Genomic DNA, 19,671 nt, shown 5'->3' on the forward strand with positions numbered 1-19,671 from the left:
AAAGACTTGATAGAGACCATGAAATATTCCTGAATACTCTATCAAGCCTTTAAATGCAATGATTAAAGTCCAAATTTCACGTTGAAACCAACTGAACGAACTGGAATTTGCTGACCACCTTCGCCCCAGAATGTTTGCGTTTCAGAGGGATCAATTCCACCACCTACTTTGCTGTAGATTAAGAAAGGATTGCGAACCATAAAGGCTACATAAGCCGTTTTGAAGGGGGTATTACGAATCCAGGCTACGGGCAGATTATATCCCAAGTTAACTTCACGAAGTTTGACATACGTTTTGTCGAAAATCCAGTTTTCATTCAAATCAAACAGGCGTGTTTCGTAGAGTGACTGAGCATCTGCGTAGGTTGTATTAGGTGTTCCGTCAGCTTTTACCGAATTAGGGAACAAGACACCACCACCATTAGCGGGATCATCACGCTTGGGGTTTCCTTTATCATTCAAGCCAGCCGTTTCGGCACTTATGCCCGAACCAGCCGAGAACATGCGTGTGGTTGAGTAAAACTTGCCACCTAATAACCAGTCAATGTTAAAACGCAGTGTAACACCTTTGTAGTTAAACGTACTAAGGAAACCACCTTTCATTTTTGGTAACACAGTAGCCAGATCCTGGCCGGCTGTTGAGAGAGGCAAACCATTTGCATCTACTAAGATTTTACCGTTGCTTGGGCTGTCAATCTTATTACCGTTAGCATCAACAGCTTGATACCGCTGGAATTGACGTCCAACGATAGTACCCCAGTCTGAGCCTTCTCTGGCAATGAAACCTAAACTGGTACCACCGAAACGAGGAACTCCATTAAATAACGAGTTCTGGAGTAAATCATAGGTTTTTAAGCCAGCGGCTAGTTCAACAACCTTTGAACGACTGCGATCTAAGTTAATATCAAAGTCCCAGGTAAAGTCTTTAGTCTTAACTGGAACAGCGTTGATGTGTAATTCCATCCCTTGTGAGCGAATGTTACCTGCATTGACCAGAGCAGTACTGTAACCACTAGAACCGGGAACGGCCAAGGGAAGAATCTGATTCGTGTTATCCTGACGGTACACCGTAAACTCTAAACCAATTCGGTTATTAAGGAACTTCAGGTCAATTCCTCCTTCATAACCGCTGGATAATCCTGGCTTAAGGTTTTGGTTAGGTAATTGAGTCGGGATAGATTGCGTCGTATTACTACCGTATTTTGTACCGGTATTAAATACCGTATAGATTTGATAGGGGTCCAAATCTGAACCTACTTGAGCAAAGGATCCACGAATTTTTCCATAGGAAAGAATACGTTTGTTACTCAGGAATTCAGAGAAAATCAAACCAGCTGTTACGGATGGGTAGAAATACGAGTTATTATTTACAGGCAGCGTTGAGGACCAGTCGTTACGGGCAGTTGCTTCAATAAATAACAGGTCATTGTAATCTAAGCTCAACAAACCATAGACACTTCTAACTTCTCTTCTGGAGTTATAATTAGTGAATGACCCTGGAGTAGCAGAGTTAATGATGTTATAGTAGTTAGGAATCGAAAGCCCACCGTTCGTATTCATCGCCAGATAATCCCGGGTATTTTTCCGAATGTTTCCACCCGCATTGGCATTCACGGTGAATTTGCCAAACTTCTTATTGTAAGAAAGTAACGTTTCGTAGTTATCCTCCCGACGACTATCATTTGATGTTCCGTAGTATGCTGTTCCTTTAGTAAAAGAAGCTATACGACGATCATAATAAGCGTTCAGGAAGTCACGACGAGCTACTACCATAAGGCTCAGAGCCTCCGAAAACTTGTAAGTTAGACCAAAGTCACCGAAAAGGCGTTCATTCTTTTCGTTATTAATGTTTTCGTATACTTGCGTATAAGGGTTATCCCAATATAAAGGGGTAGTATTTTCAGGACCTGTGATGTTCCAACTGCGATAAGTACCATCTGGGTTTTTGTAATTACGGAGCTGGGTCATATCCAACTGACGTTGGAACCACTGGTTGAATGAACCAATGGTCTGGTTTTGCCCACTGTAGCCATCAGCAGGCCGATTACGCGTTTTTTCCGTTGAATAGTTAACATTCAAATTAGCCGTAAATTTGGGCGTAATGTTGATACCTAACTTACCAGAAAGATAGTCCCGATGTTGTTGGCTGTTAGGAATAGTACCTTTTACATTGTAATTGGTATAGGACACACGGGCGTTGAAAAGTTCCGTCGACTTACTGATAGCAATGTTTGTGTTTACAGTTGCTCCCGTTTGGAAAAAGCTGCGAACGTTGTTAGGCTGGGGAGAAAAAGGAACCTGCTTCCCAAAATCCGGATCTGAAGGAATCCAGGAATACCAGGGTCTATAGAGTGTACCATCCATGCGAGGTCCCCAGCTTTCATCAGCTGAGTAATCAATCAGATTCTGTCCGTTAAATGAAGCCCAACTAGCAGGGTGGATGGCAGGATTGTATTCAAATTTGCTAAATTCCTGCGAATAACCACCGCCATATTCGTTTTGATACTTAGGTAACAATGAAACATTGTCGAAAGTGGTGCTGTGGTTAACATCAATTCCTAAACCTTGTTGGTTCTTACCCTTTTTCGTAGTAATGACTACTACCCCAGCAGAAGCCCGGTTACCGTATAAAGCAGATGCAGCAGGGCCTTTCAGTACGTTCAATGATTCTACATCATCCATGTTGACATAGTTCACATCTGTAACCGTACCATCTACCACATACAGAGGGTCACCACCAGTGAGGGAGTTTACACCACGAATACGGATAGCAGGAGTACCAAATTTAGCACCAGATTGACTAAATACTTGTACACCAGCAACTTTACCGGCCAAGGCATCCGCTACGTTATTGTTACGGGCAATGGCAAGGTTAGCACCTTTTACTTCCTGAATAGCGGAGTTAATAGCTTTTTTTTCACGGCCAATATTCAAAGCCGTTACTACTACTTCCTGCAGATCGTCATTGCTAATTTTAAGAGTAACGTTGACTTCGGTACGATTCTCAACAGCTACTTCCTGCTTGAGAAACCCAATTGCTGTAAAAACTAAGATAGTGTTGTTTGTAACGTTGAGCTTGTATTCTCCATTCGGATTTGTAGAGATACCGCGTGAAGTGCCCTTAATGGTTACGTTTACACCAGGGATAGGAGCTCCATCATCACTTGAAGTAACTTTGCCTATCACAATTCGATCCTGGCCATACGCATGCATAGCAAGCGTACTGAGCAACATGACTGTCGCCAGTAGAATTTTTCTCATATTGTTTGGTTAAGGAGTTGTTGATTATTTTGGATAATCTAGTGCAAACGTAGTAAATAGTTTGTTTAATTTCAAAAATTAAAATTACCTAGAGGTGATTGTTTTGTAATTTCTTCAAAAAAGTGCCCTTTTTATTAAAAAAATGATATGAAAAACACTTTTATGGTAAGTAGATATATAAAAAAAAAAGAATAATCAAGACTAGATTTTTAATCTCAATTTTATTTATTAACTATAGCTTTTTTGTTAAATTTTAAATGATAATTATTATTAAGATACGTGTATAAAAACAAAACCCCCGGCTCGCTAATTGACAGCGAGCCGGGGGCTTTTATCGTTAAATGCGTAAGCTCCTTACTTAATAATAAACACTACCAGACTTCTGGCTCCGTGAGCTCCTACTACCAGAGACTGTTCAATATCAGCCGTTTTGGATGGACCCGCAATAAAGGTACCGAAGCCCGTTTCATCTACCTGAATTCGTTTATAAGCCTCGTGCATGTTCGGAACGATGGTTTCCGCCCGAATTACCAGTACCAGATGTTGCGTAATGAAGGGTAAGGCCCGCTGTTTCATTTCCTGTTCGGTTACCCAGATGGCTCCGTTTTCGGCTACGCCGTAACGCCCGGGGATAATCGCCAGGTTAATATCCTCCAATTCATGGGGATCAGTTATGTTTTCCAGATTTACATCAGCGAGATAACGTAGGTCAGGAATCGTGACGGCTACTTCTTTAAAATTGGGAAATAACTCACCAATGCGTTGCGATACGGTGGGTAAGTCAGGAACGACCTCTACCGTTCCGCCAATCATTTGCAAGGTTTGCTGGTATTGCTCCAGCACATCGGGGTAATTCGATTCGAAGGTGAACTTGTCGGGCAGGGGTAATAAATCCGGCTTGTTTTTTCGAATGGCACTTAATATAGATTCACGACTCGTTGACATATACCTAATAATATAGAAGGCATGGGCCTTCAGATGAGGATATTACTTTCGGTTCTTTTCGTACCACTGCCGGAAGCTCTCCTTCGGGGCATCGGGTAATTCGCGGTGGATACTCCAGGCATTCAGCGGGTTATTAGCTGCCCAGGGAGCCATTCGCAGAACCGCCCGAGCCGTATTAAAACTGAGCTTGAACAGGGTAGGCGAGGCGAGTACTTTCGCAGCTAATTGTAAGCTGGTTTTCTTCATGCCCCCCACGTAGCCTTCCTTCGCTAAAACCTGCCGCCACTTATAAAGCTGGTCGTGAATGTCGATTTTTACGGGACATACGTTACTACAACTGCCACAAAGCGTACTGGCAAAGGGTAAGTCTGCATTTTTTCGCATGTCGAGGTTCGGGGCCAGAATCGAGCCAATTGGACCAGCCACGGCGTTGTGGTAACTATGCCCGCCGCTACGACGGTATACTGGACAGGTATTCATGCAGGCTCCGCAACGAATACACTTCAAAGAGTTACGGAAATCTTCACGACCCAACTGTGTACTCCGACCATTGTCTACAATTACAATGTGCATCTCCTGGCCGGGGCGAGGACGATGGAAGTGACTGGAATAAGCGGTAACCGGTTGTCCTGTCGCACTCCGGGTTAACAGTCTCAAAAAGACGCCCAAATGCTCAGCTTTGGGAATAATCTTCTCGAAACCCATACTGGCAATGTGAATTTCGGAAAGGTGAGCTCCCATGTCGGCGTTGCCTTCGTTGGTGCAAACTACGAAACCACCCGTTTCGGCAATGGCGAAGTTCACGCCCGTCAGAGCCGCCCGGCGGGTCAGAAACGTTTCCCGCAAATGCTGACGAGCGGCTTCAGTCAGGTACTGCGGATCGGTGGCCCCTTTTTCGGTACCGAGGTGTTCGTGAAAGGTATCGCCTACGTCCGATTTTTTGAGGTGAATGGCGGGTAATACAATGTGACTCGGAGGTTCCTGTCGTAACTGAACGATGCGTTCCCCCAGGTCGGTATCAATGACTTCGATGCCTTTGCTTCGCAGAAAATCATTGAGGTGACATTCTTCCGTTAACATGGACTTGGACTTGATCATCCGATCAATGCCTTTTTTAGCCAGCAGCGAATGGATAATCTCGTTGTGCTCCTGAGCATTGGCTGCCCAGTGAACCGTCACCCCATTGTTCTGAGCATTCCGTTCGAATGTTTCTAGCAAAACGTCCATGTTCGAAAGTACATGGTGCTTGATTCGCGAAGCAGCTTCGCGAAGGTCTTCCCATTCAGGAATGCCTTTAGAAGCCCGGTCACGTTTCTGGCGAACCCACCAGAGCGTTTCATCGTGCCAGTCGACCCGGGGTTCGTCCCGGTTGAACACCTCGGAAGCGGCGGCGTGATCCAATGTATGCTGACTCATAGTTGTTGTGCTCAAAGGGGAAAAGGGCCTGTAAATTGCACTTTTCCTTATTCAGATAAAAACGAAGCCTAATTTTAGTCCTGAACGCTAAAACGGAATATTTAACTTTTCCTGGATTGCTTTCCGGTTAAAATTTATAAGCTCTATTTTGAAAAAGTATTAGTTTCCAATAAAAATGGTGTCGAATCATAAGATATAGCCATAGTAAATAATTAAAAATCAGCCTTTGGCATAATAGGTTAACCTGTTGTAGGGAAATATAAATTGTACTTTAGTTAGTTATTCTTGTTTAATTAACCTACCTCTTGTCGGAATTAATAAATTTTATTAAAAAAAAGCATTGTACTTTTTAAACAACTTGCATAATAAATAGCATAATCATTGTACTTTTTCAAGTTTTGGGTGGCACCGTGAAAGGAACTTTTCGTTCTTAACATTTAGGTAATTGACTCATAATCAAATAGTGTGCAACTTTGTATCAACCAAACGGCAGAAACAAACTTTCAAAAGCCGATTTGATTTGTTTTGTATTATTCCCATTTGAAACTCATACATCCCATGAAAAAGTCAATCAACTTCATCCTTGCAGCTTTCGTAGCATTTAGCTCATTAGCATTCAATGCAACTGCTGCCATCACTTCTGATCCTGCGAAGGAAACGGTAAAAGCTAATCCTTACAATGCTCAATTAGCTCAGGATTCTCAACTGCGTTTCCAACTTACGTTCCAAAACCCTGATAAAAAGAAATTAACAATCGCTATCAAGGATAAGGAAAATACTACGCTGTTTACTGAAACGACCACTAGCGAAGCTTACCTGCGTTTATTTGATCTTTCAACGTTAGGTGATGGTAAATACACTTTCGAAGTATTAGGAGGCAAAAACCGTTACACTCAATCGTTCGAAATCTCTACGCAAACCAACCGCGTTGTTTTAGCTCGTAACTAATCTAGAATTGAATTCCCCCATACAAACGTCCCGCTGGTGAAAACCGGCGGGATGTTCTTTTTTAGAGCTGAGCGTTCAGAATTTCAGCAATGTGCACGACCCGAATCGGGCTTTTCTGACGTTTCAAAATCCCCTCCATATGCATCAGGCAGGAAACATCCCCGCCCGTGATGTATTCTGCTCCGTGACGTTGGTGATCAGCCACGCGATCTTTCCCCATTTTCGAAGAAATGGCTTCTTCACTGACGGCAAAGGTGCCGCCAAATCCACAGCATTCGTCCTGCCGATCCAGTTCAACCAGTTCCAGATCCTTCACCATACTCAATAACTTGCCTGGCTTGGAAAAAGCAGGGCAGTTCAGTTCGGTCATTTGGGATGTTTTCAGCCCACGTTGACCGTGGCAACTCTGGTGTACGCCCACTTTATGCGGAAACCGAGCCGTAAGATTTTCGACTTTCAGAATATCCGTTAAAAACTCGGTAAGTTCATAAACCCGATGCCGGACGGTATCGGCTACGGATTGGTCAGGAGCGTGCAGGTGTTCCTTAATGTGCAAAACGCAGGAGCCGGAAGGTCCCACGATGTAATCATATCCTTTGAAGTTGGCAATGAAGTTGGCATCGCAACCCGTGTTTAAATGCTCAAAGCCGGAGTTGGCCATGGGCTGCCCGCAACACGTCTGATTTTTCGGGAAATCTACCTCACAGCCTAATTTTTCTAATAATTCCAGGGTTGCAATGGCTACCTGAGGATAAAATTGATCGACGTAGCAGGGAACAAAAAGAGCAACTTTCATCAGCTTTTAGCTTGTCGCTATTGGCTTTTGGCTAGGGTACCTGCGTACTCGATTGATTCGCTATCGTTAACTAAGACTGACCTGAGATCAGTGGAAGCCAGGAGCTAATCGCCAATGGCCAATAGCCATTTATAATTCCGTGTAAACTGTTTTCTTTAACGTAAATAAACTTCCGTCAAAAGGTTTTTCCTTATTCCAGGCCTCTTCAATAACCAGGGCGGCTCCAAGAGCCGAGGCCTGGGCAATTTCAGAAGCCAGCACTTCACTTTCCGGGAAAGCCTGAGCCAGCAGATGCAGGTAAATCTCGTTTCGACTAAAACCGCCATCCACAAAAATCCGTTTCACGTCGGTGGTGCCTTTTGCCAGTTTTACGGAAGCAATTTGCTGAGCCATCAAATCCATTATGAGCTGATGGTAAGCTTCTTCGTAGCTGGTGAACTCATTCAGATTACGTTCTGAAAAGGTAGAATCCTGTAAAGTTCCTAACTGAACGTGCTCGGACGAGGCCTGACGGAAACGGCTACGTAAGGACAAAAGAAGGCTTTCATCGAAAGATACCCGTTGGTAATACGAAAGTTCAGTACCAAAATATTCCGACAGATGTTTGACGGCCCGTTCGTGCTCATTCCCAGCAAATAAGCGGGAGGCTTTCACAGCGTCGCTCCGATAGGTTAAGTAACTCAGACAATCCTGTCGTAACTCGCCAATAGTTAACTCATCTTTACTGAATGGATTCATGGTAATGCACCAGGTTCCGGTCGAGATTAACAGAAAAGGTTCTTGTCCAAACACCCGCAAGTAAGGGACCAGAGCCGCCGAGCTATCATGAATGCCTACACCCACCTGCATATCGGGATTAGCCAATGCCGGGGAAGTAACAAAAGAAGGTAACACCATCTGGCCGAGCGAATGAAAAGCTTCGTCAAACACCCAGCGGTGATACTTGCGTTGTTTATAATCCCAAAGTCCGGTATGACAACCGACACTGGTAATTTCAGAAACGGCTCGTTTGGTGAAGAGGTAACTGGCGTACTGGGGTAAGTGCAACGAATGCTCAATCTGCCAGAATTTATCCGGTTTCTGATACTTTAGCCAGTATAACTGCATGCCGGAATTGAGCATTCCTAATACGGGTGAAGCCGTATTCGCCGCCCATTCCAGTTCAGGTCCGTAATGATCGTTGAAGCGTTGCTGAAGCTCAAACGGGAACGTCTTCAGGTAATTATAGAGAGGCGTAACGGGCTTTCCTTCGGCGTCCACATGAACAAAGCTTGCTCCGTAAGCAGAAAAGTTCAGAGCTTTAATAGTAAACTGACCTTCATTGAGCAGCTCTGCCAGGCTATCAATCATCCAGTTAGTCAGCAACTGCAAATCGTCTCCGTGAAATCCATCGTCATCGGGGATTTCTTCAAAAGGCGTCTGTTTTTGATACACAATCTGGTAATCCTGATTAAAAACCAGGAGTTTTTTATTGGTCTTTCCAATATCAAAAATGGCAACGCAGGGAGACGACATAATGTTCTGAAGGCAGAAGTTGGATGATAAACGGCGTAACACAGCAGTTGGCATTACGCCGTTTTAGTGTGATTAAAGACCCGTAGAAACGGCTTTCATGCCACGGGTTTCGATTAGTTTTTTACGAAGCGATTGTTCACGGAACAGGCCTACGGGATTCAGAGCCGCGTCCACGCGAAGGCGGGCTTCCGCCAGTAACGGACGTAAATCCGTGCGGAAAGCATTTTGCAGAATTTCCTGAGCCGTTACGACATCGTTGTTATTCCGGGCGTCTTCCAGAGCCGCACAGTCTACTAATAAGGCCTGAGCGTAAGCCAGTTTGATGGCTTCTACGGATTGTAGTAAGTCTTCCAGCGGATCTTTGACGTTATGAGACGCATCGATCATCCAGCCTAAATCGGTCGCGTGATTCATACCGCGAGCATCCATGCCCTCTACCAATTCATTGAAAATCAGGAATAACTGGTAAGGCTTCATACTACCCGCCGTTAAATCGTCATCCCCGTACTTGGAATCGTTGAAGTGGAATCCACCCAGTTTTTCTTCCATCAAGAGCAGCGAAACGATCTGCTCAATGTTGGCATTGGGCAGGTGGTGTCCTAAGTCAACGAGGGTATAGGCTTTAGGGCCTAACTTGCTGGCGTAGAGGAAAGATTGGCCCCAATCCCCAACGGTGGTTGAGTAGAAGTTAGGTTCGAAGGCTTTGTATTCCACGAAGAGTTTCCAGTCTTCGGGTAAAGCGGCGTAGATTTCCTGTAAACCTTCCAGCGTGCGTTGGAACGCTTTGCGGAAGTTTAACTGACCGGGAAAGCTGGAACCGTCTGATAACCAAACGGTTAATGACTTGGAGCCCAGAGCTTCGCCGTGACGAATGACGTCGATGTTATGCTGAATGGCTTGCTTCCGAACGGCTGCGTCCGTGTGCTGAAGCGAACCAAATTTGTAGCTCCATTCCTGGTTGGCCTGATCCTGGAAGGTATTCGAGTTCATCGCATCAAAAACCAGCCCATGACTGGCTGCCAGTTGCTTGATCGCCTCCCCATCTGTTGGAATATCCCAGGGAATGTGAAGTGAAATTGCTCCGCTGGAGCGGTTGAGGGCGTGTAATAGACCTACGTCTGCAATTTTCTCTTCGAGACTGCGGGGTTCCCCACCTCCAGCAAAACGACCAAAACGGGTTCCGCCCGTACCTAAAGCCCAGCTAGGAATGGCAATCTGAAAGTCAATCAGCTTCGCCAGTATGCGTTCGGTAAGGTCGGCTCCGAGTTCTCCGGCCAGAAATTCAAATTTCCGACGGTGAGCCGCTTCATGTTGCTGGTTATATTGAGCAATTTGATAAGATTCGAGAGGCATATGTGGTTAGTGTTTTTGAAGAGTTTAGGGTTGGGTGTTTAGGGTTTTGAGTTAAGGGTTATTACTACTTCATTTTTGTTTTAAAGTTCTCTGTATAAAACACTTTAGTAGCATGAACTCAAAACCTGAAACCCAAAACTCCAAACTCACTTTAGGTAAAAAACTTCGGGTAAAGATACCTGTACGGGCGATTGATCTGGGTTGGTTTCCATGAGATCGGCCATGTACGCCCACCACTTCTTCATGACGGGATTTTCGGGTAATTTCCCTGAAACTTCGAGGTCATCCACTTCCTGAACGCCGAACAGCGTATTCGTGCTTTCATCCAGAAAAATGGAGTAGTGATGAATGCCACTGGTTTGCAGTAATTCTACCAACTCCGGCCAGATTTCATCGTGGCGGCGTCTGTATTCATCCACATTTCCAGGAAACAACTGCATCTTAAAAGCAACACGAGGCATAAGCTTGCTGGTTTTCAGTTGTTAGTTTGCTGTTTTCAGTTGAGCTTAACCACAGAGTTGCTCAGTGTTCGGCACAGAGTAAAACGAGTAAAATGCTTCGTGAATCTTCGTGTCCTAGAGCCTTTGTGGCAATCCCTGATTGAAAACTGAAAACAGCAAACGGAAAACGATTCTTATCGGTAAAAGCCCATGGCTACGCCGCCGTCTACGTTGAGGGCGTTGCCGGTGGACTTGTTTAGTAACCCTCCAGTAAACGCGAAGCAGGCGTTGGCGATGTCTTCGGGCAGGATGATTTCGTTCAGTAAAGTGCGTTTTGCGTAGAAAGCGGGTAACTCTTCTACCGTAATACCATAGGCTTTTGCACGACCCTCGGCCCAGGCACCTGCCCAGATTTTAGAGTCAGCAATGACTGCGTCGGGATTAATTGTATTGACGCGGATTTTTTCGGGACCCACTTCCGCCGCCAGCAGGCGGGTACCATGGGCCTGAGCGGCTTTCGCCGAACCATACCCCAGGTTATTAGGACCGCTTACTACGGCGTTTTTGGAAGCGATGTTAATAATATCGCCACCTAAAGCTTGTTTCCGCATCATGGCAACGGCAGCCTGCGAAACCAGGAACTGGCCTTTGACGAGGATGTCGAATAACAAATCCCAATCTTTTTCCGTGTGATCGGCGATGGATTTAGAGATGGATATACCGGCATTATTAACCACGATATCTACGCCACCGAACGCCAGAGCACAGGCATCGAATGCTTTTTCGATGGATTCAGCAGAAGTTACATCCAGTAGTTCTGCGTTGAAAGCATCCTTACCGTAGTTTTTCTGGAATTCTTCTTTCGCTCCTTCCAGACGGCCAGAGTCGTTATCATTCAGGAAAATAACCGCACCTTCTGCCTGTAATTTCTTCGCGATGGCCTTGCCAATACCTCCCGCAGAACCCGTAATCAGAGCGATTTTCCCCGACAAAGGTTTCGGTTTGGGCATGCGTTGCAGTTTTGCTTCTTCGAGTAACCAGTATTCAATATCAAAAGCTTCCTGCCGAGGTAAGGAGGTGTATTCAGAGATGGCTTCTGCTCCACGCATCACGTTGATGGCATTCACATAAAACTCAGAAGCAACCCGAGCCGTTTGTTTGTCTTTGGCAAACGTAAACTGACCTACGCCCGGCCACAGAATCACTACTGGATTTGGATCACGCATGGCAGGGCTGTTGCTGCGTTTGCAGTTTTCGTAATACTCCGTATACATCTGACGATAAGCTTCAAACGCCGGAGCCAGCTTTTCCTTCAATACTGCGGTATCTGAAAGATCAGCATCCGCGGGTAAGTCGAGAACAAGCGGCTGAATTTTGGTACGAAGGAAGTGGTCAGGGCAGGAAGTCCCCAGCGGAGCCAGTTTGTCCAGATCGTTAGAGTTGATGAATTGCAGCACGCGTTCATCATCGGTAAAGTGACCGACCATACGAACATAACTTGAGCAAAATCCGCGTAACACGGGAGCCAGTTTGGCAGCCTGTTCTTTACGATTCGCTACTGTTTCTACTTTTTGCCCACCAAAAACGGGCCCTTTTTTGCCGTAGTTTTCTTCCAGGTATTCAGCACAACGCTCGATTACTTCCAGTGTGTTAAGGTAGCTTTCGTAAGCTGTGTCACCCCAGGTAAATAGTCCGTGACTACCCAGAAAAATGCCGCGAATGCCAGGATTTTCAGCCAAGCAACGCTCTAGTTGCAAACCGAGGTCGAAGCCAGGACGCTGCCAGGGAACCCAACCTAGAGTTCCACCGAATAAGTCTTTAACGATTTGTTCGCCGTCTTTGGCCGCCGCAATGGCGATGGCTGCATCGGGGTGCAGGTGATCGACGTGCTTGAAGGGTAAAAAAGCGTGTAAGGGCGTATCAATCGAAGGAGCTTTGGAGTCCAGGTCGTAGATGCAATAGTTAAATAAGTTGACCATTTCATCTTCAAATTCCAGCCCTCGGTAACGGTTTTTTAGAGCGTGCAGACGGTCCAGATACAAAGCCGCCAGACCTGATTTTTTCAAAGTTCCTAAATCACCACCAGAGCCTTTTACCCACATTACGGGCGTGTCCTGGCCTGTCAATGGATCGGGAGAAGTAACCTTACAGGAAGTATTACCACCGCCGTAATTCGTCAAGCGAAGATCCGCTCCAAGGAGGTTGGAACGGTAAATGAGGAGAGCTACTTCGTCGCCAGCGAGTTCAGCTGCTTTCGCGTCGTCCCACAAATAACTTACATGTTTAAAAGAGGTAGTCTCAGTCATGATTGTATATAAAAATGAAACAGATTCTTAGTTAGCGGTACAAATGAACCAAAGGAAAAAGAATGAGCCGTCATGGTCTGTTAGGGTGAACTGTCCTGCTCTGTGAAGGTTAAGGTTCCCTGAGGGTCACTCTTTCGGATTTACAATCCGAAAGCCATCTGTATGGGATTTATAATTCCGATAAACGGATTGCAAACCCGGAACAGCGGTAACACACCTTTCCGAAAGCTTTAAACTTTCGGAAAGGTGTGTTAGAAATTTCGTAATCGAAGAAAGTTGCAACCGTGACGGTTACTGAATCAAAATCTGATAAGAGCCTGGCTGAAGCTTGGAAACGCCTTTCTTTAACTTCTTGCCTTCCAGCGAAGCCGATTGTCCCGCCTGTAGGGGTAATTCTAGATCAGCTACCGTGTTAGGCGGAATGGTTACGTTTAGAATTAACTTTCCATCTTTACGCTCCCAATTCGAAACAATTGGGCCGTATAAAGACTGATACGAGAAGTTAACCCTATTCAAACCCTTCGGGGGCTTAGGGGCGATGCGGAAGGTTTTGAACCCCGGCTCAATGGGTTCTACCCCAGCCAGGTAACGGAAGTACCATTCAATTACCGAACCATACGCAAAGTGATTTCGGGAGTTCATGCCTTCAGGACGTTCCTTGTCTGAATTCCAGAGTTCCCACATGGTTGTCGCTCCATTTTCGGCCATGTAACCCCAGCTTGGATAGGTTTTCTGAGTGGCCACTTTGTAGGCCAGGTCATTATACCCGTAATCCGTTAATCGGGGTAAAATCTGCTGCGAAGCAATAAAGCCCGTCGTCAAATGATCCTGATGAGCTTTGACATCATCGGCCACGTTTTTCGCAATGACGGGTTTCAATTTTTCAGGAACAATGCCAAAGGAAAGCGGCATCAAATTGGCTGCCTGCGTTTTTCCTTCGTAGTTATTATCCTTGAAATACAGTTCATTATATTTTGTAGTATACTGTTTAGCTAAAGCCGCATAGGTTTCAGCCTCCTTTGTTTTTCCTAATACGTGGGCCGCTTTGGCTAGTAAGGTATTGGAGTAAATCTGATACGCTCCGCCGATAGGCTTGCCCGGAGAAGCCACGACGGGAACCCAGTCGCCATAACCAAACCATTTTTCATCAGGATCAGAGAAGTAATAGATCCCTGCTTTTTTGGTGGAAGTGTGGGTATTCATGTACTCCACCCAGGCTTTCATACTTTCGTAGTTCTTTTCGAGAATGCGTTTATCCCCGAAAAATTCATACGTCGTCCAGGGAACAATTAGCGTTGCATCGCCCCAGGCGGGTTTGGAAGGACCACCCACCACCATCTTCGGATTTACATCGTAGACATAACCGGAAGGGTGCTGAGAATCCGCGATGTCACGAGCGTATTTCGCCCAGAAACTATTGATGTCCATCAAGTAACAGGAGGATGCCACGAAAATCTGAGCATCACCCATCCAGCCTAATCGTTCGTCCCGTTGGGGGCAATCGGTGGGGATAGATAACGCATTACTCTTCAGGGTCCATTTCGCATTGGAGTAGATTTTATTCAGAATTTCTTCGGAAGCCGAAAACTCACCAATGGGCTGGAAATCGGTATGGATTACCTTTGCTACTACATTTTCAACGGTTGGTTTACCGGGGAATCCGACGACTTCCACGTAACGAAAGCCGTGGTAAAGAAACATCGGCTCCCATTCTTCTGCTTCGCCGTTGCTTTTACAGATGTAACGATCCGTTGACTTGGCCGAACGCAGGTTTTCCTGAGCAACGGTGCCGTCTTCGTGTAACAACTCCGCAAAATGCAAGACCACTTCCTGACTATACGTAGCCTTCGGAATACTTAAATGGACAATTCCGGCCATATTCTGACCGAAATCAAAAACGAAATGACCCGGTTTGGGTTCGGTTACGGTCACCGCTTTTTTCGTTTCTGTGACCCGAATGGGCGGGGCTTCCTGAGCCACTACTTCCATTTTCTTCATGTCGAAAATGTCCGCTTTTTCGCCTACGTTCGGATCTTTATTCGGCCCAAAAAGCGTCGTTTGGTTTTTGGCATCATTTAACACCACAGGCGTAACCCATCCGTCGGCGTCTGTACCTTTGGCTTCCAGCCGGGCGTCGTAATGTTCGCCGTGATACATGGCATCGTAAATCACGGGCGAAAGGCGAATTTTCCAGTCTTTATTAGATGCAATTACTTCCGTGCTACCGTCGGCATAGGTCAATTCCAACTGGCATAATAAGCGGAGTGGCCCCTGAGAATAGCGATGAAAACCACCGCCCCAGCCCAGTCCACCGCTCCACCAACCGTTACCCAAAAAAGCATCCAACTGATTTTCACCACTTTTCAATAAAGAGGTAACATCGTAAGTCTGGTAGTATACTTTCTTGAGGTAATCCGTCCAGCCGGGGGCGAGAAGTTGATCGCCTACTTTCTGATTATTAATCTTTAGCACATAATCGCCTAAACCCGTGGCATAAATCCGGGCCTTGACGAGGTTATTCTTTACCGAAAAATCTTTGCGAGCCTGCGTCGAGCGAGGAGGCTCGCCAATAATTCCAGCCATCCCAATCCAGTCGGCTTTCCATTCTTTTTTATCGAGTAAACCCATTTCCCACCAATCTGCCGAAGACCAGCCCGAGGCGGTCCCTTTTTCATCCCAGGTTTGCACTTTCCAGAAATAACGCTGACGACTTTCCAGCGATTTACCCTGGTAATCGACATACACCGACTGGCTGGTTTTAACCTTGCCTGAATCCCAGAGATCGGCTTCATTTTGGGCTAGTTTTTCGGGTGAAGAAGCCACTAGAATCTGATAAGCCGTTTGTCGAACGCCGGGGTGTGTATTAGCGAGTTGCCAGCTCAACCGGGGTTGGGTTACACCCGTGCCCAGCCGAATATCGCCGTATTCAAATCGAAGTTTTTGGGGAGCATTTTGAGCTTGGAGTAACTCACTCACGAAGAGGCAGCAACCAAGCAGGAGCCATCGACTGAGACGTAATGAATAAGGGATCATAGTTTAGAGAGTTAAGAACAGCTAGTTCAAAGTAGCCATAACCCAAAGGAAAGAATCTATTCAGAACCATACAAAAAAAGATAGTACTCATTCCATTTCCGGTTAACTTACGGCCTTTACAGCTAGTTAGCACACAGGTAGTCTATGAAACAAACGGTTCGGCAGGTTTTCGAAATTATTCAGATTGACGAGTATTCGACTACTCCTAAATACAAACAAATCGTCAATTCGGTTATCTCGGCTATTGAACGAGGGTTAGTGAAAACGAACCAGGGGTTGCCGTCGATCAATGAATTGTCGATGTTGTACGACATTTCCAGAGATACGGCAGAAAAGGCTTATAATGAGCTAAAAAAGCTAGGAATTCTAGGTTCGGTACCAGGAAAAGGTTTTTACATTGCTAGTGCGAGTTACCGTCAGAAACGCCGGGTTTTTTTACTGTTTAATAAACTAAGCCCCCATAAAAAGATCATTTATGATACGATGGTTGAAGTGCTGGGCGAGGAAACAGCCGTCGATTTTTACGTCTATAATAACAACTTTCGACTTTTCAAGGAGCTGATTCAGAACCGGGCTGGTCATTATACCCACTACGTCATTATTGCTCACTTTCTGGAAGGAGGTGAGTCGGCAGCCGAGCTGGTAAATCATTTACCCAAAGAACAGTTATTGATTCTGGATAAATTGATTCCGGGGGTAGAAGGGGATTACGCGTCAGTGTATCAGGATTTTGAAAAGGACATTTTCACGGCACTGACCGAAGGAGAAGAGTTACTGCGGAAGTATCAGACGTTGAAGTTGATCTTTCCGTTACATACCTATCACGCCCGCGAAATTCTGATCGGTTTCCAGAAATTCTGTACCGAATTTGGGTTCCCTTATAAAATTATTTCCGACGTTTCGAAGGAGTTAATGTCGCCCGGCGATGTGTACATTAACCTGATGGAAGATGATCTGGTAACGCTGGTGAAGCAGGCGAAATCGAGTGGACTTATGGTAGGGCAGGACGTTGGCATTATTTCATACAACGAAAGCCCGCTCAAGGAAATTATTCTGGATGGCATCACCGTGTTGTCTACTGATTTTGAAGCCATGGGCAAGCAGGCGGCTGAGTTAATCCTGAAAAATTCAACGGAACAGATTGCAAATCCATTTAGGTTAATTGTGCGAAAATCAGTTTAGTTATAGTGGTTAGTTGATGGTTGTTTGTTGGTAGAAACGCGATTAAGTCGCGTCTGGGTAAAGGCGGTTTCGAACCCCAATTAATTACATTTCATTGGTTGAGAGGCAGTTTTGTTACCAGTTAAACAAGTTCTCACTTCCCAGCTAGACGCGATAAAGTCGCGTCTCTACGTCAATTAGGTTATAGAAAAAGGACGGCTCTGCAAGAAGCCGTCCTTTTCACTAACAATAAATAAGTAACAACTAACAACGAATTAACAACTAACGACGTCGGCCAAAATCTTCATCATCATCCTCCTCTTCATCATCGTCAAAGCTTAAACCTGACATGAGACTATCGGTAAGGTCTTTAAATTGCAAACCAGTATCGAGTGGTTTTTTGCTGATGAGCGAAAATTCTGCCATGCCGTGGAGGACGAATTCCATGAAGAAGAACTTCTCATTGCCCGTGATGTCGGTATGAAATTCTTCCACCAGATCATCCAGCCCATCAATGGCCAGCAGTCGGTTTTGGTAATCCTTATCTGACAAATCACTCAGTAAGTCCAGCGAGTTTTCGCTGAACCAGTTCTGAATTTTCTGGAAGGGATTTTTCTTATTCTTGATCTGCTTTTTAAGCTTTTCAGGATCGGGGAAGTAATTCAGAAACTGCGTTTTGATGGCCTTACTGACCAGGTTCATAGCCACAATGTACGGGCCTTCAACCTCGCCTTCGTAAACCAATTCTACCTTACCTGTAATGGCGGGAATAACGCCGTATAAATCAGAAATGCGAACAAACGTACGTTCTTCATTATTCAATAAAGCCCGACGTTCGGCAGCCGATACCAGATTTTCATAGGCTGAAATCGTCATCCGGGCGGATACTCCCGATTTCGCATCAACATATTCGCTCTGACGGGCTTCAATGGCAATTTGTTCGATGAGGTCTTCCGTCACTTCATTAATCGTCACGATTTCCTGACCTTCTTTCACCTTGGCCTCTTGCTTAGTAATACGCTTGCCAATTTCCAGGGTACGTGGGTAGTGCGTTAGAATCTGGCTGTCGATCCGGTCTTTCAGAGGCGTTACAATGCTGCCCCGGTTCGTATAATCTTCCGGGTTAGCCGTGAAAACGAATTGAATGTCCAGCGGTAATCGCAGTTTAAACCCGCGAATCTGAATGTCGCCTTCCTGTAAAATATTAAATAACGAAACCTGAATACGAGCCTGTAAATCAGGTAATTCATTAATGACAAAAATACTCCGGTGCGAACGGGGAATCAGCCCAAAGTGAATCACCCGCTCGTCAGAATAGGGTAACTTCAGCGTTGCGGCTTTAATGGGGTCAGCGTCACCAATGAGGTCCGCTACGGATACGTCGGGTGTGGCCAGTTTTTCGGTGTAACGTTCTTCCCGGTGCAGCCAGGTGACGGGTGTGTCGTCGCCTTTCTCCGCAATAAGGTCTACTGCAAAGCGAGACAGCGGTTGCAGTGGATCGTCATTCAATTCAGAGCCTTCTACGACAGGAATGTACTCGTCGAGCAGATATACCATCAAGCGGGCAATCCGGGTTTTGGCCTGACCCCGAAGACCTAGCAGGTTAATGTGGTGCCGGGAAAGAAGAGCACGCTCCACGTCGGGAATTACCGTGTCTTCGTATCCATAAATACCGGGGAAAACAGGCTCGCCTGAACGCATTTTAGCAATTAGATTCCGACGAAGTTCGTCTTTAATAGATTCGGGTTGGTAGCCAGCCGCCTTAAGCTGACCGAGCGTAGTAAGTTGTAATTTATCGGAAACAGGAAGCGAGTGATACGACATCTAAAAGGGGTTTAGCTAGTAAATGGGTAACGCTGACAAAGTAAAAAAGGTTTGAATAGCGTTTCTCTATTCCTGTGGCTAATGATCGAATACTTTGGCTGGTGTTCGCACAACCTTCGCTATACACTTACTAAAACTGTCATTCAGAGCAAAGTGAAGAAACTTCCTTAGAATTGATAATACTTTTTTACTGGAAATTAAGCTGTCTCTGCCGCAGTCGCTCGGCTCCAGCCGAGTGACCACCTGGCTCTAGGCCTCCGGCCGGTAGGATGCGAACTAGTATCTGGTAAGAGAATCCCTTTCCCTAATAAAAACATACTTGCAACTATCGGCCAGAGGCCTGCCAGGCTATATCGCCATTCAGCTAGAGCCGAGCGACTGCGGCAGAAAAACTGGCCGGGACACGTTGGCCAGGCCACGTTGGTAGCAATAATGCCCTTTTCTTTTCCCCTGTCATCCAGAGCACAGCGAAGGAACTTACTATAGGATTAAATAACACGTTCTTCTAGGAACTTAGCCACCTTTTGCTTCAGCCACCAGTATTATTAACGTCTCCTTTCATGTTCGTGCCCTAACCACACGAATAGAAATTTAAAATCTATCGTAAGCATATAAAAAAACACCCAGTTGTTTGGACTAGAAATTTTATATTCTACATTTGTAGAGTAAAATCT

The 19,671-nt window shown here is 45.5% G+C and carries 12 protein-coding genes; 2 read left to right on the forward strand and 10 right to left on the reverse strand.

Annotation, left to right across the window (positions count from 1 at the left end):
* Positions 1 to 62: 62 nt before the first annotated feature.
* From QE357_RS06060 to QE357_RS06070, 3 genes are all read right to left on the reverse strand, one after another.
* Complete coding sequence (locus tag QE357_RS06060) at positions 63 to 3,260, reverse strand: SusC/RagA family TonB-linked outer membrane protein (RefSeq protein ID WP_106636292.1); 3,198 nt, start codon at positions 3,258 to 3,260, stop codon at positions 63 to 65.
* Between the two features lie 354 nt (positions 3,261 to 3,614).
* Positions 3,615 to 4,205 (reverse strand): LUD domain-containing protein, encoded by a 591-nt coding sequence (locus tag QE357_RS06065; RefSeq protein ID WP_309706413.1) that lies wholly within the window; start codon positions 4,203 to 4,205, stop codon positions 3,615 to 3,617.
* A 42-nt stretch (positions 4,206 to 4,247) separates the two neighbouring features.
* Positions 4,248 to 5,621 (reverse strand): lactate utilization protein B, encoded by a 1,374-nt coding sequence (locus QE357_RS06070; RefSeq protein ID WP_106636294.1) that lies wholly within the window; start codon positions 5,619 to 5,621, stop codon positions 4,248 to 4,250.
* A 558-nt stretch (positions 5,622 to 6,179) separates the two neighbouring features.
* On the opposite strand from QE357_RS06070, the gene QE357_RS06075 reads away from it, so the two are divergent.
* Positions 6,180 to 6,569: a hypothetical protein gene (locus tag QE357_RS06075; protein WP_106636295.1), complete on the forward strand. Its 390-nt coding sequence runs from the start codon at positions 6,180 to 6,182 to the stop codon at positions 6,567 to 6,569.
* Positions 6,570 to 6,630: 61 nt separating this feature from the next.
* On the opposite strand, the gene QE357_RS06080 is transcribed toward QE357_RS06075, so the two are convergent.
* The 6 genes from QE357_RS06080 to QE357_RS06105 form a co-directional block, all read right to left on the reverse strand.
* A complete protein-coding gene (locus tag QE357_RS06080; RefSeq protein ID WP_106636296.1) occupies positions 6,631 to 7,365 on the reverse strand; it encodes a (Fe-S)-binding protein in 735 nt (244 codons plus the stop codon).
* A gap of 129 nt (positions 7,366 to 7,494) precedes the next feature.
* Entirely contained in the window at positions 7,495 to 8,934 is a 1,440-nt protein-coding gene (locus QE357_RS06085) for an FGGY family carbohydrate kinase (protein ID WP_309706414.1), read from the reverse strand.
* An 18-nt stretch (positions 8,935 to 8,952) separates the two neighbouring features.
* Positions 8,953 to 10,233, reverse strand: a complete 1,281-nt coding sequence (locus QE357_RS06090; RefSeq protein ID WP_309706415.1) for a TIM barrel protein — start codon at positions 10,231 to 10,233, stop codon at positions 8,953 to 8,955.
* Positions 10,234 to 10,379: 146 nt separating this feature from the next.
* The gene (rhaM, locus tag QE357_RS06095) at positions 10,380 to 10,694 is read right to left on the reverse strand and encodes an L-rhamnose mutarotase (protein WP_309706416.1); all 315 of its coding nucleotides are present in this window, start codon (positions 10,692 to 10,694) and stop codon (positions 10,380 to 10,382) included.
* Between the two features lie 173 nt (positions 10,695 to 10,867).
* Positions 10,868 to 12,979 carry a bifunctional aldolase/short-chain dehydrogenase gene (locus QE357_RS06100; protein WP_309706417.1) on the reverse strand — a complete coding sequence of 704 codons (2,112 nt, stop codon included), beginning with the start codon at positions 12,977 to 12,979 and terminating at the stop codon, positions 10,868 to 10,870.
* A gap of 291 nt (positions 12,980 to 13,270) precedes the next feature.
* The gene (locus QE357_RS06105) at positions 13,271 to 16,012 is read right to left on the reverse strand and encodes a family 78 glycoside hydrolase catalytic domain (RefSeq protein WP_309706418.1); all 2,742 of its coding nucleotides are present in this window, start codon (positions 16,010 to 16,012) and stop codon (positions 13,271 to 13,273) included.
* Between the two features lie 144 nt (positions 16,013 to 16,156).
* On the opposite strand from QE357_RS06105, the gene QE357_RS06110 reads away from it, so the two are divergent.
* Entirely contained in the window at positions 16,157 to 17,194 is a 1,038-nt protein-coding gene (locus QE357_RS06110) for a GntR family transcriptional regulator (protein WP_106636305.1), read from the forward strand.
* 261 nt (positions 17,195 to 17,455) lie between these two features.
* Here QE357_RS06110 and QE357_RS06115 read toward each other — a convergent pair whose 3' ends face one another.
* Positions 17,456 to 18,997, reverse strand: coding sequence for a magnesium chelatase (locus QE357_RS06115; protein ID WP_309706419.1), 1,542 nt, complete (start codon positions 18,995 to 18,997; stop codon positions 17,456 to 17,458).
* Between the last annotated feature and the right edge of the window lie 674 nt (positions 18,998 to 19,671).

Origin of the sequence: Siphonobacter sp. SORGH_AS_0500 (assembly GCF_031453245.1) — a bacterium.
GTDB lineage: Bacteria > Bacteroidota > Bacteroidia > Cytophagales > Spirosomataceae > Siphonobacter.

Coding starts and splice junctions, on each gene's coding strand:
- QE357_RS06090 (WP_309706415.1), bottom strand. CDS start 10,233: ATGCCTCTCGAATCTTATCAAATTGCTCAATATAACCAGCAACATGAA.
- QE357_RS06085 (WP_309706414.1), bottom strand. CDS start 8,934: ATGCCAACTGCTGTGTTACGCCGTTTATCATCCAACTTCTGCCTTCAG.
- QE357_RS06065 (WP_309706413.1), bottom strand. CDS start 4,205: ATGTCAACGAGTCGTGAATCTATATTAAGTGCCATTCGAAAAAACAAG.
- QE357_RS06070 (WP_106636294.1), bottom strand. CDS start 5,621: ATGAGTCAGCATACATTGGATCACGCCGCCGCTTCCGAGGTGTTCAAC.
- QE357_RS06075 (WP_106636295.1), top strand. CDS start 6,180: ATGAAAAAGTCAATCAACTTCATCCTTGCAGCTTTCGTAGCATTTAGC.
- QE357_RS06080 (WP_106636296.1), bottom strand. CDS start 7,365: ATGAAAGTTGCTCTTTTTGTTCCCTGCTACGTCGATCAATTTTATCCT.
- QE357_RS06115 (WP_309706419.1), bottom strand. CDS start 18,997: ATGTCGTATCACTCGCTTCCTGTTTCCGATAAATTACAACTTACTACG.
- QE357_RS06100 (WP_309706417.1), bottom strand. CDS start 12,979: ATGACTGAGACTACCTCTTTTAAACATGTAAGTTATTTGTGGGACGAC.
- QE357_RS06060 (WP_106636292.1), bottom strand. CDS start 3,260: ATGAGAAAAATTCTACTGGCGACAGTCATGTTGCTCAGTACGCTTGCT.
- QE357_RS06105 (WP_309706418.1), bottom strand. CDS start 16,012: ATGATCCCTTATTCATTACGTCTCAGTCGATGGCTCCTGCTTGGTTGC.
- QE357_RS06110 (WP_106636305.1), top strand. CDS start 16,157: ATGAAACAAACGGTTCGGCAGGTTTTCGAAATTATTCAGATTGACGAG.
- rhaM (WP_309706416.1), bottom strand. CDS start 10,694: ATGCCTCGTGTTGCTTTTAAGATGCAGTTGTTTCCTGGAAATGTGGAT.